Consider the following 25,277-nt stretch of genomic DNA (forward strand, 5'->3'; position numbering starts at 1 on the left):
CATGTATCAATACGATCAACACGACCAGGCGATGGTCGATGCGCGCGTGGCCGAATTTCGCGGCCAGGTGGCCCGGCGCCTCTCGGGCGAACTGACCGAAGACCAGTTCAAGCCGCTGCGTCTCAAGAACGGGCTCTACCTGCAACTGCACGCCTATATGCTGCGCGTGGCGGTGCCCTATGGCACGCTCAATTCCGCGCAGATGCGCGTGCTGGGCGACATTGCCGACAAGTATGACCGTGGCTATGGCCACTTCACCACACGGCAGAACATCCAGTACAACTGGATCAAGCTGGCCGATGCGCCCGATATCCTGGCCGATCTGGCCAAGGTGCAGTTGCACGCGATCCAGACCAGCGGCAACTGCATCCGCAACACCACGGCCGATCACTTTGCCGGCGCCGCCGCCGATGAAGTGGCCGATCCGCGCCCCTATGCCGAACTGCTGCGCCAGTGGTCGACGTTCCACCCGGAATTCGATTACCTGCCGCGCAAGTTCAAGGTGGCGATCATCGCCAGCGAGACCGACCGCGCGGCGATGCGCCTGCACGATATCGGCATCCAGATCGTCAAGAACGAGGCCGGCGAAATCGGCTGCAAGTTCTTTGCCGGCGGTGGCATGGGCCGCACCCCGATGATCGCGCCGTGCATTGCCGAATTCGTGCCCGCGCTGCAGATGATCAGCTTCCTCGAAGCGGCGCTGCGCGTCTACAACCGCCACGGCCGCCGCGACAACAAGTACAAGGCGCGGATCAAGATCCTGGTCCACGAAATCGGCGTCGCCGAATACAGCCGCCAGGTGCAGGAAGAATTTGCCCATATCCTCACCCTGGGCCTTGAACCGCCGCCGGCCGAGCTGGAGCGGATCAAGGCGATGTTCGCCGATCCCGGTCTTGAAAGCGGGCTGTCTGACGATCTCGATCGCAGCGATCCCGATTTCGCGCTGTGGGTCGATCAGAACGTCCATGCCCACAAGCAGGCCGGCTATGCGATCGTCACGATCAGCTTGAAGCCGGTGGGCGGCATTCCGGGCGATGCCACGGCCGACCAGATCCGCCTGATGGCCGATCTCGCGCGCGATTACAGCCTCGATGAACTGCGCGTCAGCCATGCGCAGAACATCGTGCTGCCGCATGTGAAGAAGGCCGATCTCTATCGCGTGTGGCAGGCGCTGGACGCGGCGGGCCTGGCTACGCCCAACCTCGATCTCATCACCGATATCATCGCCTGCCCTGGTCTCGATTACTGCGCGCTGGCCAATGCCCGCTCGCTGCCGCTGGCGCAGAAGATCACCGACCGGTTTGCCGACATCGGTCGCCAGCGCGAGTTGGGCGAGCTGAAGCTCAAGATTTCCGGCTGCATCAATGCCTGCGGGCACCACCACGCCGGCCACATCGGCATCCTGGGGGTGGATCGCAAGGGCGTGGAAAATTACCAGCTGCTGCTCGGCGGCGCGGAAAGCGCCGACACCTCGCTCGGCACGATCACCGGCCCGGGCTTTTCCGAAGACGGCGTGGTCGATGCCATCGAAAAGGTGACGGACGTCTATCTCGCCCGTCGCGAGGGCGCGGAACGCTTCCTCGATACCTATCGCCGCATCGGCATGGCCCCGTTCAAGGAGGCGATCTATGGTTGAGACCGTGCTGCGCTATCGCACTGACGAGCCCGTGGGTGACCCAGCCGTGACGGTGGATGCCTTTGCCGCGCAGAGCAATGCCACCGCCGTGCGCATCGAGCCGGGCGACGATGCCCTGGCGCTGTTGCCGCATCTGGAGCGCATTGCCCTGATCGAGGTGAATTTCCCCTCGTTTGCCGATGGCCGGGGCTATTCCGCCGCGCGGTCGTTGCGCGAACGCGGCTATACCGGCGAACTGCGCGCGGTGGGCGATGTGCTGATCGATCAGCTTTCGCACATGCGCCGGTGCGGGTTCGATTCCTTTGCCCCTGACAAGCCGATCAGCGCCGAGGCGGCCGAAGCCGCCTTTGCCACCTGGCCGGAAGTCTATCAGCAGACCGTCGATTGCCGCGCCCCGATCTGGGCCGCGCGCCACCCGGCCGCGAAAGCCTGACGCCATGGCCAGCCCCGCCCGCACCCCCGACACACTCGACCTTGGCCCGCGCTTTACCGCGGCCGAGGTAGCCGCGCTCAACGCGCGGTTCGCTGAGGCCTCCACGCAGGATATGCTGGCGGCCGTGCTGGGCGAAGGGCTGGCGGGGCGCGTGGCGGTGGTCTCCAGCTTTGGCGCGGAAAGCGCCGTGCTGCTGCATCTGGTGGCGCAGGTCGATCCGGCAACCCCGGTGCTGTTCCTCGACACGCACAAGCATTTTCCCGAAACGCTGGCCTATCGCGATGCCCTGGTGGCGCAACTCGGGCTAACCAACCTGGTCGTGCTGGAACCCGATACCGCCACTGTGGCCAAGAAGGACGAAGCGGGCCTGCGCTGGTCGTGGGACCCGGATGGCTGCTGCGAAATCCGCAAGGTGATCCCGCTGGCCAAGGCCATGGCGGGCCTGGATGCCACGATCACCGGGCGCAAGGGCTTCCAGTCGTCCACCCGCGCTGGCCTGCCCCGCTTCGAGCTGGATAGCAGCGATGCAGCCGGCCGCCTCAAGATCAATCCGCTCGCCAGCTGGACCAAGGACGCGCTGGACGCCTATTTCACCGTCCATGGCCTGCCGCATCACCCGCTGGTGGCGCAAGGCTATCCCTCGATCGGCTGCGCCCCCTGCACCAGCAAGGTGGCACCAGGTGAAGACCCGCGCTCGGGCCGCTGGAAGGGGTGGGACAAGACCGAATGCGGCATCCACGTGCCTGGCAGCACGGATGACGGCGACGGCAGCGAGCTGCCCCCCGGCTACGAACCGGTGTTCTGACCCGCGCCCAAGCCTGCGGTTTCCTTATGGTTCCGTGCAAAATTTGATCGGTCCCGCAGGGTTGATCCGGGCGCGCGCTTTCGTCAAGGCAGGCCAGTCCCGCCTGCCCGGAAAGCCCTGCCCTTGACTGACGAGATCGCCCCGATCACCCCGCTGCGCCGCCGCCTGATCATGTGGCTGGTCACCGGCGCGCTGTTCATGGAAATCCTCGACGGGACGATCCTGACGACCGCGCTGCCCTCGATGGCGCGCACCTTCGGTACATCGGCCGTCGCGCTCGACATCGGCATTTCAGCCTACATGCTCGCGCTCGGCGTGCTGATCCCCGCCAGCAGCTGGCTGGCCGATCGCTTTGGCTCGCGCCGCATCTTCGTGACCGCGATCGCGATCTTCACGGTGGCATCGGCGCTGTGTGGACAGGCGCAATCGGTGCCGGAATTCGTGGCCCTGCGCGTGCTCCAGGGGATCGGCGGCGCGATGATGACGCCGGTGGGGCGCCTGGTGGTGATGCGCCACACCCCGCGCGACCAGCTTATCGCCACGCTTTCGGCGCTGATCTGGCCCGCGCTGTTCGCGCCAGTGGTCGGACCGCCAGTGGGCGGCTTCATTACCGAGCACCTGGGCTGGCGCTGGATCTTCTATTTCAACGTGCCGCTGGGCGTCCTCGCCCTGCTCGCGGCGCTGTGGCTGATCCCCGACGTGCGCGGCCCGCGCCGCCGGTTTGACTGGACCGGCTTTGCGCTCACCGCCGTTGGCGTGTTCGCCTTGCAGATCGGCCTGGAGCATAGCGCCCGGCGGATCGACGCTTTGGGCCTGGGCCTGGTGTGTGCCGGGCTTGCGATGCTGACGATCACGATGGCCCACTTGCGCCGCAGCCCAAATCCGCTGCTGGATCTGGGCGCGCTCAAGATCCCATCGTTCCGCGCGGCGGTCAGCGGCGGATCGCTCAGCCGCATGGCGATCGGCGCCGTGCCGTTCCTGTTGCCGCTGATGATGCAGGCCGGTTTCGGCTATGGCGCGGTGCATGCCGGCCTGTTCGTGGTGGCGCTATTTGCCGGTGACATCGCGATGAAGGCGCTGGTCGAACGCATCCTGCGCCGCTTCGGCCATCGCAACGTGCTGGTGATCAACGGCGTGATCTGCGCTGCCTCGCTGCTCTCGCTTTCGGCGATCGGCCCGCATTCGCCAGCCGTGCTGGTGGCGGCCTTGCTGTTCGTCAACGGCCTGGCCCGCTCGCTCCAGTTCTCGTCGCTTTCCACCCTGGCCTTTGCCGATGTGGACCGCACCGCGATGGGCGATGCCAACGGCCTGTTCAACACCATCCTGCAACTGGGCGCCGCCGCTGGCGTGACCGCGGCGGCGATGAGCGTGCACGCGGGCGATGCCCTGGCGGGCGCGGTTGGGCTGAACGGCCAGGGCGCGGACTATCGCTTCGCGTTCATTGCCATGGCTGTGCTCTCGCTCGGCGGCGTGATCAGCGCGCTGAAACTGCCGCACGAGGCCGGACGGACGCTGACCACGGGATAAGGCGCAAAGAAGCGCAGCCCTATCGCGCCATCCGCCCGTTCAGGAACAGCGTGACGCAATAGCCAACATGCGCGGCCAAGGCGGCAGAATCGGGCCGTGGCGCGCCATAGAGCAGCCGGCTGACCTGGCCGGCTAAGGTCAGGTCGAGGAACGCCAGCGCGTCGCGCGCCGGGTCTGCCGTGGTGATCAAGCCGGCTTGCGCCCAGGCGCTGAGCCGATCGGCCAGCGTAGCCTCGATCGGCTGCACCGCTTCGCGCCGATACAGTTCCGACACCTCGGGAAATTCCGCGCCTTCAGCCACCGCCATGCGGCCTACGAAAATATTCTCGTCGCTGGTGATCCACGCCAGCGCCAACAGCCCGAATGCCTGAAGCCAGCCCCGCGGATCATCCGCCGTGATCCCGGCCGGATCAATCGCGCTGCGCCAGCGCGCGGCAATGCGCTGCACCACCCCGCCAAACATCGCCCGCTTGGTGGGAAAATGCCGGAACATCGTGGGCTTGGACCCGGCAAAGCGCTCCAGAATGCGGTTGGTGCTGGCCGCGGCAAAGCCATGCGCCATGAACTCGGCCTGCGCGGCATCAAGAATGCGCTCGCGCACGGCTTCGGGCTTGCGGCTGCGAATCGGTCGGGCGGCTTGCGTCGTCATCGTCCCTGCCATAAAGAAACCATCAAGTTTATTTAATTCGATAGCGGGAGAGCTTGGCCATGTCTGATTACGTGCGCAACCTCTGGTATATGGCGGCTTGGGAAAACGAGGTGCCCGATCATGGCGTGCTCGCCCGCCGCCTGCTCGATGCCCCTTGGGCGATCTATCGGCTGGGCGATGGCAGCTATGCCATGCTGGCCGATCGCTGCCCGCATCGCTTCGTGCCGCTCAGCCGGGGCAAGCGCGTGGGCGACATGCTGCGATGCGGTTATCACGGCCTGGGCTTTGGCGCCGATGGCCGCTGCGCGCATACGCCATTTGCCACGCCGGTCCCTGATGCCCAGGTGGCCACGCGCCCGATCGTGGCGCGGCACGGTGCCTTGTGGTTCTGGCCGGGCGATGCCGCGCTTGCCGATCCTGCGCTCATTCCCGATTTTTCGTTCGTGACCGACGGGGCGGAGGTGGTGTGTGAAAGCCTGCTGATGGATGCAGGCTATGAATTCATCACCGATAACCTGATGGACCTGAGCCACGCGGAATTCCTGCATGTCGAAACCTTCGGCGTGAACGGCTCGCTGTTCGGCGGCAAGCACAGCGTCGAAACCGATGATACCGGCGGCATCTGGAACAAGTGGGACATGGTCGATGCCAAGGCGCCGGAATGGGCCAAGCCTATGCTGCCGCCCGGCACCAATACCGACCAGAAGATGCACATCCGCTGGCACGCGCCAGCATCCATGGCGCTGTTCATCGAACTCACCCGCGGCGACAGCGGCCAGCCGCTGGTCCCGCCGATGGCCAATCCGCACATCATCACGCCGGCAACGGCCACTACCTCGCACTATTTCTATACGCGCGAACCGGGCGATGCCGCCAAGGCCATGGCACTCAAGGTCTTTCTCGAAGAGGATGAGCCGATGATCCAGGCTGCCGAAGCCGGCCTCGATGGTCAGGAGTTCTGGGCGGCGCGGCCGCTGATCCTGGCGTCTGATGCCGGCGCGGTGCGGGTGCGCCGCCGCATGATGCAGTTGCGCAAGCGCGAGGCAGCCGAACCTGCCCTGCAGCCCGCATAACGCAACCGGGCTGCCGTCCTACAGCCAGCCCTCTTCCTTGTACCATGCCGCCGTGGCGTGGAGACCCAGCGTGGTTTCCACCTGCGGCTCCCACATGCTGGCTGGCGGGCGGGCGCCATCGCTCACCGTCCAGTCGGGGTGGCACATATAGCCCACGCGATCGAGCGTGAGCTTGGCCTTGTCCTTGCGCGCCCAGCGATCGGCCTTGGCCGCCCATTCCAGCACGCCGCGCGGCAGCGGCAGCGGCTTGACTCGCTTGCCCATGGCGAGGCCAATGGCGCGGGCCAGGTCGGTATGGCTCCACCCACCGGGCGTGCCATCGTCCGGCTCGAACGTCTGGCTGGTGACGTCCTCGCCACCGGGCACCAGCGCGATCAGCAGGCGCGCCAGGTCGTTCACATGGATGATCGAGGCGCGACCTTCGGGCGGCAGCGGCACGATGCCCTTGCGCGCCAGCTTGAACAGCTCGAACATCTCGGTGTCGCGCGGGCCATAGACCGCCGGCGGGCGCACCACGGTCCAATCCAGGCTCGAGGCGCGCACGATCATCTCGCCCTTGCGCTTGCTGGCGCCATAGACCGACAGCTGCGGCTCGCGCGCAGAGAGCGACGAGACGTGGACGAAGCGCTCCACCCCGCCCGCCAGCGCGGCGTTGACCACGTTGAGCGTGCCAGTGACGTTGCCGGCGTGAAAGCCCGCCTCATCCGGCGCGTTCACCACCCCGGCAATGTGCAGCACCACCCCGGCACGATGCACCAGCCGCTTGAGCGCGGCGGCATCGTGCAGATCGCCCTGGACCCATTCCACGCCCTCGCGCGCGGGTTGCGGACGCCGCGTCAGCGCGCGCACGTCCATTCCAGCACGCGCCGCCTGCTCCAGCACGGCCTGGCCGACGAACCCGGTGGCACCGGTCACCGCCAGCAATTCCCCCGGTCTTTGGCGAAGCGCCATCATGCGCCGACCCTCGACACCGGCAGCCTCACAATAGCACCATCTGGTCCCGGTGGATCAACGCGGAGCGCGGCGCATAGCCCAGGATCGCCTCGTGCGCCGACGAGGGATGGCCCAGCAGCCGCGCTGCCTCTGCCGCGTCGTATTCCGCCAGGCCGCGCGCCAGGGTCTGCCCATCGGGGCCGATCACGGCAACGGCATCGCCCCGCGCGAAATCGCCGTCGATCGCGGTGACGCCGGCAGCGAGTAGGCTGGACCCGCGCGCCAGGGCAGCGGCGGCACCGGCATCGACCGTCACCGTGCCGCGCATGCGCAGGCGCCCGCCCAGCCAGGCCTTGCGCGCGGTGTGGCGGCGGCGCGGCACGAACAGCGTGCCACGCGTGGCGTCAAAGGCCGCAGCGATCGGCGAGACCGGCTGGCCATCGATAATCGCCAGAGCCATGCCGGCCATTTCGGCAATCTCAGCCGCCTGCAGCTTCGATGTCATGCCGCCCGATCCCAGGCCGGACGACGATCCGCCCGTGGCCATGGCATGAATTTCCGGCGTGACGCCCTGTACCACCGGAATGCGCACCGCATCGGGCAAGCGCGGATCGCGGTCATACAGCCCGTCGATATCCGACAAGAGCAGCACGCCCTGCGCCGCAGCTGCCTGGCCCACGCGCGCGGCGAGACGATCGTTGTCGCCAAAGCGGATTTCCTGCGTGGCGACCGAATCGTTTTCATTGATCACCGGCACCGCGCCAGCCGCCAGCAGCCGCCCCAGCGTGGCCGTGACGTTGAGATAGCGGCGGCGGTCTTCCAAGTCTTCCAGCGTCAGCAGGATCTGCGCCGCCGTGATGCCATGGCTGGCCAGCAGTTCGGCCCACAGGCCCGCCAGCGCGATCTGGCCAACGGAAGCACTGGCTTGGGCATCGGCCAAGCTGCCCCGCCCGCCCTTGGCCAGGCCCAGCTTGCGCGCACCCAGCGCAATCGCGCCCGAAGACACCACGATCACCTGCTGCCCGGCAGCGCGGGCGGCAGCGATTTCGGCCACCAACGCCGTCAGCCAATCGCGGCGCGGCTGCCCGTCCTTGCCCACCAGCAGCGCCGAGCCGACCTTGATGACAAGGCGCGGGCACACGGCAGGATCGGCGAGGTGAGACAGCTGGGCAATGCGCATGATCGGCGCGGCTTAGGCCAAATGATCGGGCAGGTGAAGGGCGCTTGAAGGAATTGTGACACGCTTTGGCGCGGGGGTGTTTTCCGCCAGGATGCGCATGGCATCACACCACCCCCCGCCCCCTCCTCTAAAGAGGATGGGGAGAAGCAATGCGGGAAGCCCCATCCTCTTTAGAGGAGGGGGTTTGGGGGTGGTGGAGCCCTAAAGCAGCTGATGAAAAGCTGCAAAAACAAGCCTCAAATCGGCGACCACGGCTTGGCGTCGGCCTCGTCTTCCACTTCGCCGGTCGGCCGCTCGGTCGTGGTGGCGGCCGGCAGGTAATCGAGCACGGCATCGAGCAGATCATCCATGCCGCTGCCCGTTGCGCCCGAAATCGGGAACACGCGCGCGGCGCCCGCCTCAATCAGCTCGCGCGAAAAGGCGCGGACCAGTTCGGCATCGACCAGGTCGATCTTGTTGAGCGCCACCACGCGGGGCTTGTCTTCCAACCCGGCGCCATAGGCAGCCAGTTCCTCTTCGACGATCGCCAGCGCCTCTGCCGGATCGGTGCCGTGAATGTCGATCAGGTGGATCAGCACGCGGCAGCGCTCGATATGGCCCAGGAAGCGATCGCCAATGCCCGCGCCTTCGGCCGCACCCGCGATCAGGCCAGGAATATCGGCCAGCACGAATTCGCGCGCGCGGTGCCGCACCACGCCCAACTGCGGCCGCGTGGTGGTAAAGGCATAATCGCCTACCTTGGCCTTGGTATTGGTGATCTGGTTGATGAAGGTAGACTTGCCGGCATTGGGCAGGCCCACCAGCCCGGCATCGGCCAGCAGCTTGAGCCGCAGCCAGACATACATCTCGTCACCCGGCCAGCCCGGCCCGCACTGGCGCGGCGCGCGGTTCGTCGAGGATTTGAACGACAGGTTGCCGCGCCCGCCGTCGCCGCCGCGCAGCAGGACGACGCGCTGGCCCACTTCAGTCAGGTCGGCCAGCACAGTCTCGCGGTCATCGTCCAGCACCTGGGTGCCGAGCGGCACCTTGATCACCAGATCGTTGCCACCGGCACCGGTGCGGTTCTTGCCCGCGCCGCCGTGGCCGCGCTGGGCCTTGAAGTGCTGGGTATAGCGGAAATCGATCAGCGTATTGAGGCCGGTCACCGCCTCGAAAATGATGTCGCCACCCTTGCCGCCATCGCCGCCATCGGGGCCGCCATATTCGACATACTTCTCGCGCCGGAAGCTGACCGCGCCGGGGCCACCCTGCCCTGAGCGGATGAAGATCTTGGCCTGATCGAGAAAGTGCATGGCGTTGGCGTCCGGCAGTCCTGAATGGGCGCAGCCGGCGCCTTTGCAGCAAACGCCGATTGCGCCAAGGCCCGCTTTGCCCACCCGGCCCGTCGGCTGATGGCGCGTCGGAATTCAGGCTGGCAGCAGGCTGGCGAGCATGGGGACCGGAAATGGAACCGATCCGTTCAATTTTATACTGGTGGAGCCGAGGGGGATCGAACCCCTGACCTCGTCATTGCGAACGACGCGCTCTCCCAGCTGAGCTACGGCCCCGTTCCAGTATCGTCCAAAGCAGGGCCGCCTAGGCGCCCCGTGCTTCGGGAGCGCCGCCATTAGCGCAGAGCCATGGCGGCGCCAAGAGCAAAAGTGATATTTTTTAGAGCGCGCCGGTGGCCTGCGTAGTTGGTGTCCCACTGGTCGAGTTGTCGCTGGCAACGGTCGGAATCACGATAGTGGAGCCAGGCTGGGCACCACCATATTGTGCCTGCCAGATAGCCAGATCGGTACGATACTGGTCATATCGGCGATAGAACGCATCGAACACGATTTCGATGTTGGGCAGGCTGCGCACCGCAAAGGCCTCGAGTTCGGCAGCGGGCACAGCGGCGCCATCGCGCGCCACCGCCAGCGTTGCATCGCAAAAATCACCCATCGTCGCCGGAAGGGCGTAATGATTGTAAACTGCGGTCATGTACTGCTCGCGCGGGGCGATGAACTTGCTGCCGAACTTGGCCTTGAATTCCTGGTCGACAGTGCGATTGGCCTTGTCGAGCCCCTTGGCCTGCGACTTGAGGAACGTGCGATAGAGCGGCAACAGCTCGACATGGCGCGGGCCAGTGCAGTTGAGCGCGGCAACGTTGTAGGCCGAGCGCAGGTTCCAAACCATCTGCGCGGGCGTGATGTTGCGATTGACCGATTCCCGCAGGCCGGTGGCGGCCAGCGGCGGCACCGTCAGGTTGGCGCTGGCGCCATTGGGCGGCATCGGCCGCGCCGGCACGATCACGACCTTGGGCGGCGGTGGCGGGGGCGGCGGCGGGGGTGGCGGCGGGGCCTTGGCCGCACACCCAGCAAGGACCAGGCCGAGCGCGGCAGTCAATGCATAGGCAAGCGCCCGCGTGGGCCGCGCAGAGTGGCGCGCATGCGACATGGCCATATCCCCCTCATGAATTTTCGAAACGTTATTGGCGCTGGCGCGCGGCATTCCCACCATGGATAGACCCCGGATCACGTGCGTGGCGCCCTTTGGTGGAGCGCCAAACCTTTCTGAAAGCTGACTGAAATTGGTAACCTGCTTTCCCAGAAAGGAAAATGCCCGACAACCAAAAAGGTTGCCGGGCACGCAATCTACCGTATTCCCCGCCGTGCAGGCAATGGGGTGATCAGCGACGATCGCCCATCAGTTGCAAAAGCGAGGTGAACATGTTGATGAAGTCGAGGTAGAGCGTCAGCGCGCCCATCACCACGACCTTTTCGGCCATGGCCGTACCCGCCACATAGGCATACTGTTCCTTGAGGCGCTGCGTGTCATACGCCGTCAGACCGGCAAAGATCAGCACGCCCAGGAAGCTGATGCCCCAAGCGAGGCCCGGCGAGGCCAGGAACAGATTGATCACCGAGGCGATGATCAGGCCGAACAGGCCCATGATCAGGAACGTGCCCATGCCCGACAGGCTCTTGCGCGTGGTGTAGCCAAACAGGCTCAGACCCGCAAAAGCGCCGGCGGTGGCAAAGAACGTGGCCGCGATCGATGCGCCAGTATAGACGAAGAAGATCGACGACAGCGACAGACCCATCGCCACGCTGAACGCCCAGAACAGCGCCTTGAGCGTCCCGGTGGAAATCTTGTTGATGCCAAAGCTCATGACCATGACGAACGCGAGCGGCGCCAGTGCGACAACCCAGCGCAGCGGGGTGCCGAACACGGCGGCGGCCATGCCGCTGGTGGCGAACACCAGTGCGACGATGCCCGAGAGCAAGACGCCCGAGGCCATGTAGTTGTAGATCGAAAGCATGTAGCGGCGCAGGCCGGCGTCAAACACGTCGCCACGGCCATAGGCGCCCGACAGGCTCGGAGACGCGCCGAAGCCCGTCTGCGAGGGCCGAGGATCGTTCCAGTTTGCCATGTGCTTGCACTTTCTCCATTGCGGGCAAAAATCGCCCATGCCGGCAATATCGGCCTTCCGCGCCCCGCTTTCAAGCGAAACCGGTGCCCGGAAAATGTGACAAAATGTATTCCCGGGCAGTGCCCGCCGATCAGCCGGCGGCGCGGGCTTCCTCGGTCATTTCCGCGCTGCGATCGCGGGCCGCGCGCAGCGTATCGCGCATCAGGCTGGCAAGCCGATCATCGGCATCGAGCACGTCGAGCCCCTTTTGCGTGGTGCCACCCGGACTGGCAACGCGGCGGGCCAGTTCGCCCGGGCCATGCTCCGACGCAGCGGCCAGCGCCGCGGCGCCATCGACCATGGCCAATGCCAGGCGATCGGCCTGCGCACGCGGCAGGCCGAGATCGGCAGCACCGGCCGCCAGGGCATCGATGACGCGATAGATGAACGCCGGGCCCGAACCAGCCAGCGCGGTAACCAGGTCCATCTCCGCCTCTTCAGAAAGCCATTCGGCCGTGCCGAGCGGGGCCATCAGCTGCGTGACTTCGGCATTGATCGCCGCATCGCCATCACCCACCAGCGCGATGGGCGACTTGCCCAGGGCCGCGGCCAGGTTGGGCATGACCCGCACCACCGCGCCAGCCTGCGGAAACCGCGCGCGCAAGGTGGCGAGGTCAACCCCCGCCAGGATCGACAGCACGATCGTGCCCTGCCCCACCAGCGGCGCAATCGCCGGCGTGGCGGCGGCAAGGCCCTGCGGCTTGAAGCCCAGCAGCACGAAACGGGGCGGCGCTTCGCCGGTCGGCGCGGTGCGCAGCAGGCGCACGCCAGCCGGCGCCTGGGGCAGATGCGGATCGACCACGGTAAAGGCCGCCGGGGCAATGCCGCTGGCGAGCCAGCCGGTCAGCATCGCGCCGCCCATGTTGCCACAGCCGAACTGGAGGAAGGAATAGGTCATCAGCAAATGGCTCCGAATTCAGGCTTCGCCGGCGGCATCGACCAGCGCGCTGGCCAGCGCATCGGCCGGGCTCTTGTCACCCCACAGGATGAACTGGAAGGCGGGATAGAAACGGTCGCATTCGTCCACGGCCGCTTCGATCGCCACCTGCGCCTGGTGCAGGCTGAGCAGGCCGTCGTCGCCCAGCATCAGCCCGTGGCGGTAAAGCAGCACGCTGCCGTTGGACCAGATATCGAAGTGCCCCAGCCAGACCTGCTCGTTAATCAGGGCCATGACCTCGAACATCGCGCCACGCTTGTCATCGGGCACGCGGATATCGGGCAGCGAGAGGATTTGCAGCACATGGTCTTCGGGGCGCCAGATGCAGCGCAACTGGTACGTGGCCCAGGAGCCCTGCACTTCGCCATGGATCTCGTCGTCCGACACGAATTCGCAGGGCCAGCCGCGCGCTTCGAACAGCGAGGCGAGCATGTCTACCGGCGCGGCGTCGTCGCGGTCGCTGTCGTCGTGGCCGGTTCGCATCATCACGCCCCCTCACACGGTGCCCATGCCAGCGAGAATGCCAGCGCCTTAACCAGCGACCGTGGTTTCCATTCGTTCCATCGCGGAGCGATTGGCCGCCGACAATCGACCGTTAGCCCAGCCTTGGGCAAAACTCGACAACGCTGTGCAAAACTTGTGGACAAGCGCCGCCACGCCCACCCCGGCATCACGCTTTGGGGCAGGCGCGGCAGAATCACTTGGCCGAAACGCTGTCCATCGCCTGGCCGGCGGGGCTGTCGAACTGGAACGCGCCGACGCCCTTGGCCTTGAGCTTGGCCACGAATTCCTGCGCAGCGGCATCGCTCGGAAACGGCCCGGTGACCAGGCGATAGACCCGGTTCCACGATGTGACGTATGCCTTGCGCCCGTGCAGTTCGGGCGCCTTGGCCTGAAGCCCGGCCCATTCCTTGCCCATCTTGGCGCGGTTGCCGCCGGTCAGGACCTGCACCCAGGTGCGTGCCGGATTGGCAGCGAGGCGCTTGGCCTCTTCCTTGGCCTTGCGCGCTTCCTCGGCCTTCTTGGCATCGGCCAGCTTCTTTTCAGCGGCCGCCTTCTTTTCGGCAGCGGCCTTCCTGGCGTCGGCCAGCTTCTTGGCCTCGGCCGCCTTGCGCGCCTCGATCGCGGCGCGTTCGGCCGCCGCACGTTCGTTGGCCGCCTGGATCGCGGCGATATCGACCGCCACGGTGGGGCGCTGCTGTTCTTCGGCGGGGGCGGTAAAGCCGGCAAAGAGCGTGGCAAAGCCATCGGGCGAAGGCGCCGCGCCAGCCGGCACTGGCTGCGGCGCGGGAGTAGGCGCCAGTTGGGCCGGTGCTGGCGAGGTCGGCTGGGGCTGCGGTTGCGCTTGCGCCAGGGTTTGCGGCGCGGGCAGCGGCGATGCGGCGGGCTGCGCCATGGCCGTCTGCACCGGTGCGGGCGGGGTATAGGCCGGTGCGCTGGGCACGGGCCGGGCCGCGGGAACCGGCGGCAGGACAATGGCCGGTGTGGGCGCAGGCGCCGGCGAATAGCTGGGCGTGGGCGCTGGCGGATAGCTGGGCGCCGGGGCTGGCGCAGATGTCACCGGCGCGGCGGCAGGGCGGGTCGCCGTGGGAATGCTCGGCAAGGGCTGCGCCACGCTGTTCTGCGCCAGTTGGGTCGGCGCAGTGCGGGTCGGCGCAGTGCGGGTCGGCGCCGGAATGCTTGGCGCAGGTGTCGGGATAATGCGTCCGCGACGATCACGGCGGATCACCGGCGTAGCGGCAGCCGGCGTGGTCGGGGCGGCCTGGGCCAGCAAGACCGGCGCCTGGCGCGGATGGCTTTGCGCGTATTGCACGATCTGCGGATCATCGCGGCCGATATCGGCGGCACGCGGGAAGCGCCCGAAATTGGCGGCGGCGGCCTGCTGCGCCGGGGTCAGCCGCGTCAGATAGCGCAGATAGGGCGCGATGCCGGCGGCCAGTTGCGGCGGCATGGAGGCATTGGCGACCGTCACCGCCTCATCAGGCTGGCCGGCAATGGCGAGGATGAAGGTGCGCACACGCCAGGCGGCGCGATCGGACTGCGCGATCTGGGGCGCCAGCACCCGCTCGGCACCGGCACGATCGCCGCCGATGGCCAGGCTCAAGGCCAGGCGGCGGGTAACCTCGGCATCGGGCGCGCGGGCCAGGGCCTGCTGGTAATAGCGCTGCGCCACGGCGTTATCGCCCACCAGATCGTGCGCCAGGCCGCGATCGCCGGCCATGGCGGCCTGATCGGCCCCGGCACGCTCTGCATCATCAAAGGCGCGGATCGCGGCAACCGGATCGTTGTGGCGCAGCACCGCCTTGCCGATCTGCGCCTTGATGCGGCCATTGCCCGGCGAAACCTCGTCAGCGCGGCGCAGGAAGCCGAGTGCGGCATCGACATCACCCAGCGCCATCGCGGCATTGCCGGCATCGAGCAGCGCATCGGGATTGCGCGGATCGCGCGCCAGGCGGGCAAGCGCGGCATCGAGCGTCTGCCCGTCGCCGGTTGGCACCGGCTGCACCACCGGGCGCGACACGCTGCCGGTCTCGATCGGGGCGGCGCTGGTGGTGGGCAGCGGCTGCACCACCGGGCTCGATACCATTGGCAGCGGCGCCACCGGGCGCGCGACCGGGCGGGCAGTGCGGCTGCCCGGCGTATCGAGCACCGATTGCTGCGGCATCTGCGAAAGATCCTGCGCCAGCACCGGCGCGGTTGCGCCGACCAGCAGGGCAAGCGCCAAGGCGGTGCGCGCGGCGCCACGAAGCTGATTCGGGCGAGCGGGGAAAGTCTGGAATGTCATCGTGGCGCCGCCTTAGTCTATTGCGTCTTAAGCCAGAACAACAAGCCGCCACTCTCGCTGGGGAAAGTGGCGGCCTGATGACGGCATCGGGAAGATGGCATCGTAAAAATGGCAGGGCAGCGGGCGGTCATCACCGACGACCGCCCGCGCCGATCACTGGTTGTTCTGGCGACCCAGGAAGCGCGGGATGCTGAGCGAAGCGGAATCCTCGCTCTCTTCCGCGTCTTCCGTGCGGGCCGCCCCGCGCGAGAGATTGGCCATGCGTTCGAACAGCGTGCTGCCACCTGCCCCACCGCCAACACGCGGGGTCGGGCGTTCCGGCTCGGCCCCGGCGCCAAGGCCCAGGCGCGGCGTGGGCGCAGCCGGCGCCGGATCGATGGTATAGTCCTGGGCCGGATCGGCACCGAGATCGAACGTCAGGTCCAGCGGATCATCGGCCGGCGGCGTTGCTTCCGGCTCGGGCGCCCAGGCCTGGGCCGGGGCAGCCGGCGGCGTGGCCGGGGCCGCAGGCGGCGGCGTGGCGGCGGCAGGTGCCTGTGGCGCACTGGGCATGGCGATCGCCGGACGCGGCGCGGCGGCCGGGGTAAAGGCCGGGCCACGCGTGCCGCCGGGCAGATTCACCGGGCGGGCAGCCTGTTCGGCCTGCTCCATGCTCTGTTCGATGCCGGTGGCCACCACCGAAACGCGGATCTTGCCGTTGAGATCGGGATTGAACGCCGAACCCCAGATGATGTTGGCATTGGGATCGACCAGTTCGCGGATGTGGTTGGCCGCTTCGTCCACTTCCAGCAGCTTCATGTCGTCGCCGCCGATGATCGAGATGATCACGCCCTTGGCGCCCTGCATCGACACGCCATCGAGCAGCGGATTGGCAATGGCGCGTTCGGCCGCTTCGAGCGCGCGGTTGGGGCCTTCGCCCTCACCCGTGCCCATCATCGCCTTGCCCATTTCGCCCATGACCGAGCGCACGTCGGCAAAGTCGAGGTTGATCAGGCCGGGCATGATCATCAGGTCGGTGATCGAGCGCACACCCTGCTGGAGCACTTCGTCGGCCAGCTGGAACGCTTCCTTGAAGGTCGTCTCCGCCTTGGCCACCAGGAACAGGTTCTGGTTGGGAATGACGATCAGCGTATCGACGTGCTTTTGCAGTTCCTCGATGCCGGTTTCGGCCGAGCGCATGCGGCGCGTGCCTTCAAACAGGAACGGCTTGCTGACCACGCCCACGGTGAGCACGCCCTTGCGGCGCGCTGCCTCGGCAATCACCGGCGCAGCGCCGGTGCCCGTGCCGCCGCCCATGCCAGCGGCGATGAACACCATGTGCACGCCATCGAGAATGCGCTCAAGCTCGGGCAGGGTTTCTTCGGCGGCGGCGCGGCCCACTTCGGGGCGGGCACCGGCACCAAGGCCCTGCGTGATCGCCGGCCCAAGCTGGATGCGGTTTTCCGCGATCGAATTGTTCAGCGCCTGCGCGTCGGTGTTGCACACGACGAAGTCGACGCCTTCGATATTGGCGCCGATCATGTTGGCGATGGCGTTGCCGCCTGCGCCGCCCACCCCGATCACCGTGATACGGGGCCGAAGCTCGTCGATGGCCGGCGGTCCGATGTTGATGCTCATGTCGGTCTCCCTTACGGGTTGGCCCTTGCGGGTCGGGCGGTTGGGACGGGTCGAAGGCCGGAACGGCCGAAATGCGGATTATCCAGCTTTGGCACGGAACGTTTCATCGAATCAAAGGCGATCGGCGCTTTTCCACAAGATCGATCTCCTATTTCGCGCCGAAATCGGCCGATCCGGTTGCTTCGTGCGACGAAAGGCCGGGATCGGTGCCATAACCGTTAAAAATATTCCTTGAGCGCGCGCACGATCCGCCGCCCCCAGCCCCACAGCGTGGTCGAGCCGCCGCCTTGCGCTGCCATCGTCAACTTGCGGATATCGATCGGATCGGACGCAGCATGCAGCACCAGGCCCACCAGCGTGGACGAACTGGGCGTGGCATGGCCCTGCGGCAGGCCCAGCATGGCCGGCGGCGCGCCGATGCGCACCGGCCGCCCCAGCGCCGACTGGGCATAGTCGGCCAGCCCCGGCAACTGTGCACCCCCGCCGGTGAGCACGACCTGCTGGCCCCGCGTGCCGGTAAAGCCCATGGCCTTGAGGCAGCGGCCCAACTCGTCGGTAAAATGACCAAGTTGCTGGGTGATCACCGAAATCAGCTCGGCACGGGGAATCCGGTTCTTGTCATCGGCATGGCGCGCCACTGGCCCTGCCCCTTCCGGATCGCCGGGGGCATTGACGGGAATCATCTCGCGATGGTCGGCCGGGCTGGCAATGGCCGAACCCGACATGCACTTGAGGCGCTCTGCCTGATAACGGCGAATGCCAAAGGCCGAGGCGACGGCATCGGTGATATCGCCCGAGCCGAACGGCAGCACCTGCATGCCCAGCAGCATGCCCCCGGCATGGACCGACACGGTGGTCACCTCGGCACCGAAATCGACGAGAGCCACGCCCAGATCACGCTCTTCCGGCATCAGGCAGGCAAGCCCGGCCGCGACCGGCGCTGCCACCACGCCATCCACCTTGAGGTGCGCGTTCTCCACCGTTTCGCGGATGTTGCGGATCGGTGCGCCATCGGCGAGCATGACGTGGATATCCACCGCCAGGCGATCGGCATGCAACCCTTTGGGATTGGGCACGCCATGCGCGCCATCGAGCGTATAATGCGCCGGCTGGGCATGCAGCACGGTGCGACCATCGGGCTGGATCACATCACGCGCGGCCACCAGCAGGTGCTGGATGTCATCATCCTCGATCCGCCGGCCGCCGATCTCCACCTCGACCTGCGCGGTGGAACTGGCCAAGCCCGCGCCGGCACAGCCGACCAATACCTGGGTGACCGAAGTATTGGCCATCTTTTCGGCGCGCTCGATCGCGTCGCGCACCGAATGGGTCGCGGCCAGCATATCGACCACATAGCCGCGCTTGATCCCTTGCGAGGCGCGGTGGCCCGAGCCGAGCACGACCAGTTCGCCCGCTTCGGACAGGCCAGCGATCATCGCCGAGGTGCGGAACGAGCCAAGATTGACGGCGGCAAAGACCTTGGTGATGCGGGGTGCAGCCACGGGCGGTTCAGTCCTTCGCCTTGGCGGCGGCCTTGGCCTTGGCCTTGTCGCGCTGTTCCTGGGCCAGCTCGTCAGCATGGCCGGGCACCAGCAGATAGGTGCGGTCCTTGGCGCGCATGTCAAAGCTCGCCACCTTGCCGCCGAGCAGTCGATTGACCCCGTCCATCCGCGCAAATTCGAGCAGCGCGGCGGCCGATTCGTCGGCGCCTTCGGGCAGGGCCAGCACCTGGCCTGTCTTGAACGTCAGGTTCCAGCGGCGGTTGCCGATCCATTCCGCCTCGGCCACCTGCGGCTTGAGCGCGGGCGCGGCATCGAGCAGGTGGTTGAGATCGGGCACCCGCGCCGCGGCGCCATCGCCCGACAGCACGAACATGCCCTTGGCCCGGGCCGGGCTCACCGGCTCCAGCTCATGCCCGGTTTCGTCGATCAGCATCAGCTGGTCGCCCTTGCGCAGCACGCCATGCGGGGTGCGCTCCACCACGTCGACCACCAGCGTATCGGGCAATTGCCGCGAGACGCGCGCATCCTTGACCCACGGCAGGCCGAGCAGCGTTTCGCGCAGGGCCGCCACGTCCACCCGCGACATCGCCTGGTCGCGCTGGCCCAGCACCTTTTCATAGATGGTCAGCTCGTTCATGCGCTTGACCCCGCGCACTTCCACCCGCTTCACATCGAAACCCGCGCCATGGGAAAGGCGCGCCACTTCGCTTTCCATCAGCGCTGGAACCCCGGCGATATTGGCCACGGTCCACACCGCGACGGCCGCGGTGCCCAGGATCACGGTCAACAGGATCCGGTGCAGCGTTTCCTCGCTGAACGGCTGCACGCGCATGACATGGCCGATGGCAGAGCCGGTCTGCTTGCGCGCCGTCTGCACCTTGGCCTTGGCCCCGCGCTGCGCGGCCACCCGCCGCACGCCCTTGCCACCACGCCGGATCGTCTGCGCCATGGTCAGCCAGCCCCCTTCCTGGTCTTGGCGGCGGCCGCATCCTTGATCGCCTCGGCCAGGATCGCCTCGACCAGGTCGGGATAGTCCATGCCCAGGTGGCGCGCCTGTTCGGGCACGAGGCTGAGCGGGGTCATGCCCGGCTGGGTGTTCACCTCGAGCAGGAACAGCCCCTCCACCCCGCGCTCGTCGTCCCAGCGGAAATCGGAACGGCTGGTGCCCTTGCAGCCCAGCAGCTTGTGCGCGCGCAAGGCAATGTCCTTGCACGCCTGGGCGATATCATCGGGGATTTCGGCGGGGCAGACATGCTCGGTCAACCCGTCGGTATACTTGGCATCGAAATCGTAAAAGCCGGTCTTGGGCTTGAGCTCGGTGACCATCAGCGCCTGGTCGCCCAGCACCGCCGTGGTCAGTTCGCGGCCACGGATGAACGGCTCGGCCAGCAGTTCGTCGAATTCCTGCCAGGGGCCGCGCGCATCCGGGCTGATCGGATTGCCATAGTTGCCTTCGGCGCTGACGATCGCCACGCCCACCGACGATCCTTCGTTGACCGGCTTCAACACATAGGGCCGCGGCAGCGGATCGTGGCTGTAGAGTTCTGCGGTCTTGACCACGCGGCCGCCGGGCATGGGAATGCCGTGGGGCACGAGCGCCTGCTTGGTCAGTTCCTTGTCGATGGCGATGACCGAGGTGGCCAAGCCCGAATGGGTATAGGTCAGCCCCATCAGGTCCATCATGCCCTGCACCGTGCCGTCTTCACCGGGCGTGCCGTGCAGCGCGTTGAACACCACGTCGGGCGCGGCCTCTGCCAGGCGCAGCGCCACGTCACGGCCCATGTCGATCCGCGTGACGGTGTGCCCGCGCGCCTCAAGCGCGCAGGCCACGCCTTCGCCGCTGGTCAGCGAGACCGGTCGCTCGCTCGACCAGCCGCCCATCAAAATCGCCACATGAAGCCGGGGCAGATCTGTCATGGCAGATTCTCGTGCTTGATTCGGCCCACCCGCTTGATTTCCCACTGCAACTCCACGCCTTGTGTCTGTTTCACACGGGCCCGCACATCTTCGCCCAGCGCCTCGATCTCGGCGCTGGTGGCGGTACCGGTGTTGATCAGGAAGTTGGTGTGCTTTTCGCTCACCTGTGCGCCGCCCAGGGTCAGGCCACGGCACCCGGCGGCATCGACCAGCGCCCAGGCCTTGTGCCCATCGGGGTTCTTGAACGTGGAACCGCCGGTCTTGCTGCGCAGCGGCTGGCTTGCCTCGCGCGCGGCGGAAATGCGGTCCATCTCGGCCTGGATCGCCTCGGGCTCTCCCGGTTGCCCGCGAAAACGCGCGGAGACCACGATGCTGCCATCGGTCAGCTCGGAATGGCGATAGGCATAGCCCAGTTCTGCCACCGACAGACGCGCCAGTTCGCCAGTGCGCATCACCACGTCGCAATCGACCAGGATGTCCTTGACCTCGCGGCCATAGGCGCCACCGTTCATGCGCACGAAGCCGCCGACTGTGCCGGGGATCGAGCGCAGGAATTCCAGCCCAGCAATCCCCGCATCGCGCGCGGTGGACGACACCAGGATGCCCGAGGCGCCACCCCCGCAATCGAGCGTGACGGCATCGACCGCCCTGACTTTGGCGAAGGGCTTGCCCAGCCGCACCACCACGCCCGGCACGCCGCCATCGCGCACGATGAGGTTGGACCCCAGTCCCAGCGCCATGACCGGCAATTGCGGATCGAGCGCTGCCAGGAACGCCTGCAGATCGGCCACGTCCTTGGGTTCATAGAGCCAGTCGGCGGTGCCGCCCGACTTGAACCAGACCAGCGGGGCAAGCGGGGCGTTGGGGGTGAGCTTGCCGCGAAGCTCGGGCGTGGCTTCCACCACCCCCTGACCCCCTCCTCTGAAGAGGAGGGGGGGATTGGCATTGGAAGCCCCCTCCTCTTTAGAGGAGGGGGTTTGGGGGTGGTGTTGCGACGTTTCCATCACCCCTCACCCCGCAACGCCACGATCGCCGGCGCCAGGCCGGCCGCCCACTTGGTAATATCGCCAGCCCCCAGGCACACGACCATGTCGCCAGCCTGAAGCTGCGGCGCCAGTTCGGCGGCCAAGGCTTCCGGCCCGGCGATCAGATGCGCGCTGCGGTGGCCGCGCGCCTTGACGCCTTCGACCATGGCGGCGCTGTCCACGCCCTCGATCGGCTGTTCGCCAGCGGGATAGACCGGCGCGGCATAGACCACGTCGGCATCGTTGAACGCGCCCTGGAAATCTTCCATGTGGTCACGCAGGCGGGTGAAGCGGTGCGGCTGGACCACGGCGATCACCCGGCCACGCACGCCTTCACGCGCGGCAGCCAGCACGGCGCGGATTTCCACCGGGTGATGGCCATAGTCATCAATCACCGCCACCTCGCCACCGGGCACGGCAACCTCGCCCACCTTGGTAAAGCGGCGCTTGACCCCGCCGAACTTGGCAAAGCCCGTGCGCACCAGATCGTGCGGCACGCCCATTTCCACCGCCACGGCAATCGCGGCCAGCGCGTTCTGCACGTTGTGGCGGCCGGGCATCGGCAGGTGAATGTCTTCGATCCGCTGGAACGAGCCATCGCGCTGGCGCAGCACGGCGGTGAAGCGGTTGCCGCCCGGTTCGGGAGTCACGCCTTCGCCGCGCACGTCGGCCTGGGCGGAAAAGCCATAGGTCACCACGCGGCGATCGCGCACCTGCGGGATGATCGCCTGCACTTCGGGATGGTCGATGCACAGCATCGCCGCGCCATAGAACGGCACGTTCTCGATGAATTCGACAAAGGCACGCTTGACCTTCTCGAACGAGCCATAGTGATCGAGATGCTCGGGATCGATGTTGGTGACCACCGCGATCGTGCCATCGAGCCGCAAGAACGAGCCATCGCTCTCGTCGGCCTCCACCACCATCCAGTCGCTGTCACCCAGGCGGGCGTTGGAGCCGTAGGAGTTGATGATGCCGCCGTTGATCACCGTGGGATCGACGCCGCCAGCATCGAGCAGGCAGGCCACCAGCGACGTAGTCGTGGTCTTGCCATGCGTGCCCGCCACCGCGACGGTGTTTTTCAGGCGCATCAGTTCAGCCAGCATTTCCGCGCGGCGCACCACGGGAATGCGCGCTTCCAGCGCGGCCACCACTTCGGGATTGTCGCGCTTCACCGCAGTGGAGGTCACCACCACCTGGGCATTGGCGACGTTTTCCGTGCACTGGCCGATCATCACCGGGATGCCGCGTGCGCGCAGCCCTTCAACGACATAGCTTTCCGCCATGTCTGACCCCTGCACGGCATAGCCCATGTTGTGCATCACTTCGGCAATGCCCGACATGCCGATGCCGCCGATGCCGACGAAATGGATCGTGCCGATTTCGACGCCGACACCCTTCATGCTTCATTCTCCAAAGCCAGCGCTTCGCCGCCAGCCGTTGCCGGGGCGGCCGCCTTGCCGTCAACCCGGATCACATCCATCAGCGGCGCACCGCCAAACCCTTCGACCAGATCAGCGAGGTCTTCGACCGCGCGCGGCAAGCCGCAGTTCCGCGCGGCATGGGCGGCATTGGCCAGCCCAGTAGGATTCATCGCCATGGCCTGAATCTGCTTGGCCAGTTCCTTGGGCGTGAAGCCGGGCTGGCGGATCGCGCGGGCGCCGCCGGCCTTGACCATTTCGCGGGTGTTGGCGGCCTGGTGATCGTCCGTGGCGATCGGCAGCGGCACCAGGATCGCCGGGCGGCCCACGGCGGTAAGCTCGGCAATGGTCGATGCGCCAGCGCGGCCGACGAACAGGTGGGCGCCGGCGAGCCGGCTCGCCATGTCTTCGAAATAGGTGCCCAGTTCGGCGGGAATTTCATGCGCGGCATAGCGCGCGCGCACGGCTTCCAGGTCTTCGGGGCGGCACTGCTGCGTCACTTGCAGGCGGTGGCGCAGCGCGGGCGGCAGCATGGCCAGGCCATCGGGCACGACCTGAGCCAGCACCGACGCGCCCTGGCTGCCCCCGGTCACCAGCACGCGGAACAGGCTGTCTTCGGAAAATTCCGGGAACGGCTCGCCGCGCAGAGCCAGCACTTCAGGGCGCACCGGATTGCCCACCAGGTGTACCTTACCCCACCAGCGCGGATCGAGGCGATCCACCTCGGGATAGGCGGTGGCGATGGCATCGACGCCCTTGGCCAGGTAGCGGTTAACCCGGCCCAGCACGGCGTTCTGTTCGTGGATCACCGTGGGAATGCGCGCCGCACGCGCCGCCAGCAGGGCGGGCAGCGCCGGGTAGCCGCCAAAGCCGATCACGCACGACGGCGCAAAGCTTTCGAACAAGCGCAGCGCCATCGAGCGGCCCTGCCAGATCGCGCGCAGGCCCTTGAGCAGGGCAACCGGGTTCTTGCCCAGGCGCCCGGCGGGCAGCACATGAGCAGTTAGGAAATCGGGCTTGCCGGGAATCTTGGCGCCGCGCGCATCGGTGATCAGCGCCACGTGATGGCCGCGCGCGTGCAGTTCGGTGGCCAGGGCAAAGGCGGGAATCAGGTGGCCGCCCGTACCGCCAGCGGCCAGCACGAAGTGGCGCGATACGCCGGGTTGAGGTTGTGCAGTCATTTGCGCGTCAATTCGCCCAGATGGAAGGTTTCGCGCGTCAGATAGGGGTTGCGGCGCGTGATGGCGAGCAGGAAACCGACACCCAGCAACAGCGCGATGGTGGACGAACCGCCATAGCTGATCAGTGGCAGCGTCATCCCCTTGGACGGGAACAGTTGCAGGTTGACCAGGATGTTGATGAACGCCTGCCCCGCCAATTGCGCGGTCAGGCCGGTGGCTGCCAGCACGGTGAACAGGTCTTCCTCGTCCACCAGGCGCAGCAGCACCCGCAGCACGATGGCGCAATAGAGGATCACCACGATCGCGCAGGAGATCAGGCCGAACTCTTCCCCAATCACCGAAAAGATATAGTCGGTGTGCGCCTCGGGCAGCGCGTTCTTGCGCGCACCCAGCCACAGGCCAGTGCCGCTCCACCCGCCGGCCACCAGCGTGCGCATGGCCAGGTCCACCTGGTCGAACTCTGCCCCGCCCGACAGGAAGTTGTCGATGCGGTGCGTGGCGTTGGGATAGAAGAGATAGGCCAGGATCACCGCCACGATTGCCCCGCCCATCGCCCAGCCCACCCGCGCCAGCGGTAGGCCCGACAGCAGCACGAGCACGAACCACACCCCGGCAAACAGCACGGTAGAGCCGAAATCGGGCTGCGCCATCAGCAGCACCGCCACCACCAGCATCGGCACCATCGACAGGCGGATCACCGGCATGTGCGGATCGCGCACTTTCCACGACAGGATCCACGCGACGGCAATGGCAAAGCCAGGCTTGAGGAATTCGGATGGCTGGATGCCCAGCACCCAGCGTTTGGCGCCCTTTACCTCGGTGCCCATGATCGGCACCAGGATAAGGGCCACGACCATCACGCCGGCCAGCATGATCGCTGCGCGCCGCGCGGTATCCTTGGGCAGCAGCGACACTGCAAACATGCCGAGCAGGCCAAGCCCCTGCATTTCCAGCTGGCGCCAGAAGAAATAGAGATCGCCCAGCGCCTTTTGATGGGTGGAGAGGCGATGCGCGCTGGCCGGAGAGGCCGCGGCCACGGCAATCGCGCCCACGATCATCAAGACCAGGATCAGGCCCAGCAGCACGCGATCGATCTCGCGCCACCAGATCACCAGTTCGCTGCGCCGCGTGCGCCGGAAGCGCTGCATCGCCGAGGCCGAAGCCGCCGTGGCGGCAGGCGCGGTGCCCGATGCCGGGGGCAGAACGGGGCCGCCGGAAGC

At 67.0% G+C, this 25,277-nt stretch carries 22 protein-coding genes and 1 tRNA gene; 5 read left to right on the forward strand and 18 right to left on the reverse strand.

Translation table 11 applies throughout. From position 1 onward, the window contains the following. Nucleotide 1 precedes the first annotated feature (1 nt). The 4 genes from C8K14_RS04625 (at nucleotide 2) to C8K14_RS04640 (ending at nucleotide 4,401) form a co-directional block, all read left to right on the forward strand. On the forward strand, nucleotides 2-1,636 hold the full coding sequence (locus C8K14_RS04625) for a nitrite/sulfite reductase (protein WP_107715858.1): 1,635 nt from the start codon (nucleotides 2-4) through the stop codon (nucleotides 1,634-1,636). Then, complete coding sequence (locus C8K14_RS04630; RefSeq protein ID WP_107715859.1) at nucleotides 1,629-2,069, forward strand: DUF934 domain-containing protein; 441 nt, start codon at nucleotides 1,629-1,631, stop codon at nucleotides 2,067-2,069. The genes C8K14_RS04625 and C8K14_RS04630 overlap by 8 nt, the downstream gene beginning before the upstream one ends. A 4-nt stretch (nucleotides 2,070-2,073) precedes the next feature. Next, nucleotides 2,074-2,874, forward strand: coding sequence for a phosphoadenylyl-sulfate reductase (locus C8K14_RS04635; protein ID WP_107715860.1), 801 nt, complete (start codon nucleotides 2,074-2,076; stop codon nucleotides 2,872-2,874). Nucleotides 2,875-2,997: 123 nt separating this feature from the next. Further along, nucleotides 2,998-4,401, forward strand: coding sequence for an MFS transporter (locus C8K14_RS04640; protein WP_199223689.1), 1,404 nt, complete (start codon nucleotides 2,998-3,000; stop codon nucleotides 4,399-4,401). Between the two features lie 19 nt (nucleotides 4,402-4,420). On the opposite strand, the gene C8K14_RS04645 is transcribed toward C8K14_RS04640, so the two are convergent. Continuing rightward, nucleotides 4,421-5,050, reverse strand: a complete 630-nt coding sequence (locus tag C8K14_RS04645) for a TetR/AcrR family transcriptional regulator (RefSeq protein WP_158271865.1) — start codon at nucleotides 5,048-5,050, stop codon at nucleotides 4,421-4,423. 59 nt (nucleotides 5,051-5,109) lie between these two features. Between C8K14_RS04645 and C8K14_RS04650 the strand changes: the two genes are divergently transcribed. Continuing rightward, nucleotides 5,110-6,123 (forward strand): aromatic ring-hydroxylating dioxygenase subunit alpha, encoded by a 1,014-nt coding sequence (locus C8K14_RS04650; RefSeq protein ID WP_107715862.1) that lies wholly within the window; start codon nucleotides 5,110-5,112, stop codon nucleotides 6,121-6,123. Nucleotides 6,124-6,141: 18 nt separating this feature from the next. Here C8K14_RS04650 and C8K14_RS04655 read toward each other — a convergent pair whose 3' ends face one another. From C8K14_RS04655 to C8K14_RS04735, 17 genes are all read right to left on the reverse strand, one after another. Continuing rightward, entirely contained in the window at nucleotides 6,142-7,077 is a 936-nt protein-coding gene (locus tag C8K14_RS04655; protein ID WP_107715863.1) for an NAD(P)-dependent oxidoreductase, read from the reverse strand. 25 nt (nucleotides 7,078-7,102) lie between these two features. Next, nucleotides 7,103-8,236, reverse strand: coding sequence for a glutamate 5-kinase (gene proB, locus C8K14_RS04660; RefSeq protein ID WP_107715864.1), 1,134 nt, complete (start codon nucleotides 8,234-8,236; stop codon nucleotides 7,103-7,105). A 236-nt stretch (nucleotides 8,237-8,472) separates the two neighbouring features. Continuing rightward, nucleotides 8,473-9,528, reverse strand: coding sequence for a GTPase ObgE (gene obgE, locus C8K14_RS04665; RefSeq protein ID WP_028658298.1), 1,056 nt, complete (start codon nucleotides 9,526-9,528; stop codon nucleotides 8,473-8,475). A gap of 179 nt (nucleotides 9,529-9,707) precedes the next feature. Continuing rightward, nucleotides 9,708-9,783: transfer RNA gene (locus C8K14_RS04670), tRNA-Ala, on the reverse strand. A gap of 103 nt (nucleotides 9,784-9,886) precedes the next feature. Beyond that, nucleotides 9,887-10,657 (reverse strand): hypothetical protein, encoded by a 771-nt coding sequence (locus C8K14_RS04675; RefSeq protein ID WP_133726760.1) that lies wholly within the window; start codon nucleotides 10,655-10,657, stop codon nucleotides 9,887-9,889. A gap of 232 nt (nucleotides 10,658-10,889) precedes the next feature. After that, nucleotides 10,890-11,633: a Bax inhibitor-1/YccA family protein gene (locus tag C8K14_RS04680; RefSeq protein ID WP_022678353.1), complete on the reverse strand. Its 744-nt coding sequence runs from the start codon at nucleotides 11,631-11,633 to the stop codon at nucleotides 10,890-10,892. A 130-nt stretch (nucleotides 11,634-11,763) separates the two neighbouring features. Continuing rightward, nucleotides 11,764-12,570: a pyrroline-5-carboxylate reductase gene (locus tag C8K14_RS04685; RefSeq protein WP_107715865.1), complete on the reverse strand. Its 807-nt coding sequence runs from the start codon at nucleotides 12,568-12,570 to the stop codon at nucleotides 11,764-11,766. 18 nt (nucleotides 12,571-12,588) lie between these two features. Further along, the gene (locus C8K14_RS04690; protein ID WP_028658410.1) at nucleotides 12,589-13,092 is read right to left on the reverse strand and encodes a YbjN domain-containing protein; all 504 of its coding nucleotides are present in this window, start codon (nucleotides 13,090-13,092) and stop codon (nucleotides 12,589-12,591) included. Between the two features lie 214 nt (nucleotides 13,093-13,306). Then, nucleotides 13,307-15,394 (reverse strand): SPOR domain-containing protein, encoded by a 2,088-nt coding sequence (locus C8K14_RS04695; RefSeq protein WP_107715866.1) that lies wholly within the window; start codon nucleotides 15,392-15,394, stop codon nucleotides 13,307-13,309. Nucleotides 15,395-15,547: 153 nt separating this feature from the next. Then, nucleotides 15,548-17,011 carry a cell division protein FtsZ gene (ftsZ, locus tag C8K14_RS04700; protein WP_062786380.1) on the reverse strand — a complete coding sequence of 488 codons (1,464 nt, stop codon included), beginning with the start codon at nucleotides 17,009-17,011 and terminating at the stop codon, nucleotides 15,548-15,550. A 218-nt stretch (nucleotides 17,012-17,229) separates the two neighbouring features. Further along, nucleotides 17,230-18,513 carry a cell division protein FtsA gene (gene ftsA, locus C8K14_RS04705; protein ID WP_022675976.1) on the reverse strand — a complete coding sequence of 428 codons (1,284 nt, stop codon included), beginning with the start codon at nucleotides 18,511-18,513 and terminating at the stop codon, nucleotides 17,230-17,232. Nucleotides 18,514-18,520: 7 nt separating this feature from the next. Next, entirely contained in the window at nucleotides 18,521-19,462 is a 942-nt protein-coding gene (locus tag C8K14_RS04710) for a cell division protein FtsQ/DivIB (RefSeq protein WP_054130586.1), read from the reverse strand. Nucleotides 19,463-19,464: 2 nt separating this feature from the next. Beyond that, nucleotides 19,465-20,430, reverse strand: a complete 966-nt coding sequence (locus C8K14_RS04715) for a D-alanine--D-alanine ligase (protein ID WP_107715867.1) — start codon at nucleotides 20,428-20,430, stop codon at nucleotides 19,465-19,467. Beyond that, nucleotides 20,427-21,332 (reverse strand): UDP-N-acetylmuramate dehydrogenase, encoded by a 906-nt coding sequence (gene murB, locus C8K14_RS04720; RefSeq protein ID WP_233250903.1) that lies wholly within the window; start codon nucleotides 21,330-21,332, stop codon nucleotides 20,427-20,429. Before murB ends, C8K14_RS04715 begins: the two co-directional genes overlap by 4 nt. A gap of 101 nt (nucleotides 21,333-21,433) precedes the next feature. Beyond that, nucleotides 21,434-22,858, reverse strand: a complete 1,425-nt coding sequence (gene murC / locus C8K14_RS04725) for a UDP-N-acetylmuramate--L-alanine ligase (protein WP_022675972.1) — start codon at nucleotides 22,856-22,858, stop codon at nucleotides 21,434-21,436. Next, nucleotides 22,855-24,057, reverse strand: coding sequence for an undecaprenyldiphospho-muramoylpentapeptide beta-N-acetylglucosaminyltransferase (gene murG, locus C8K14_RS04730; protein WP_107715869.1), 1,203 nt, complete (start codon nucleotides 24,055-24,057; stop codon nucleotides 22,855-22,857). Before murG ends, murC begins: the two co-directional genes overlap by 4 nt. Then, entirely contained in the window at nucleotides 24,054-25,205 is a 1,152-nt protein-coding gene (locus C8K14_RS04735) for an FtsW/RodA/SpoVE family cell cycle protein (RefSeq protein WP_028657776.1), read from the reverse strand. Before C8K14_RS04735 ends, murG begins: the two co-directional genes overlap by 4 nt. Between the last annotated feature and the right edge of the window lie 72 nt (nucleotides 25,206-25,277).

Source organism: Novosphingobium sp. GV079 (genome assembly GCF_003058045.1).
Classification (GTDB): Bacteria; Pseudomonadota; Alphaproteobacteria; order Sphingomonadales; family Sphingomonadaceae; genus Novosphingobium; species Novosphingobium capsulatum.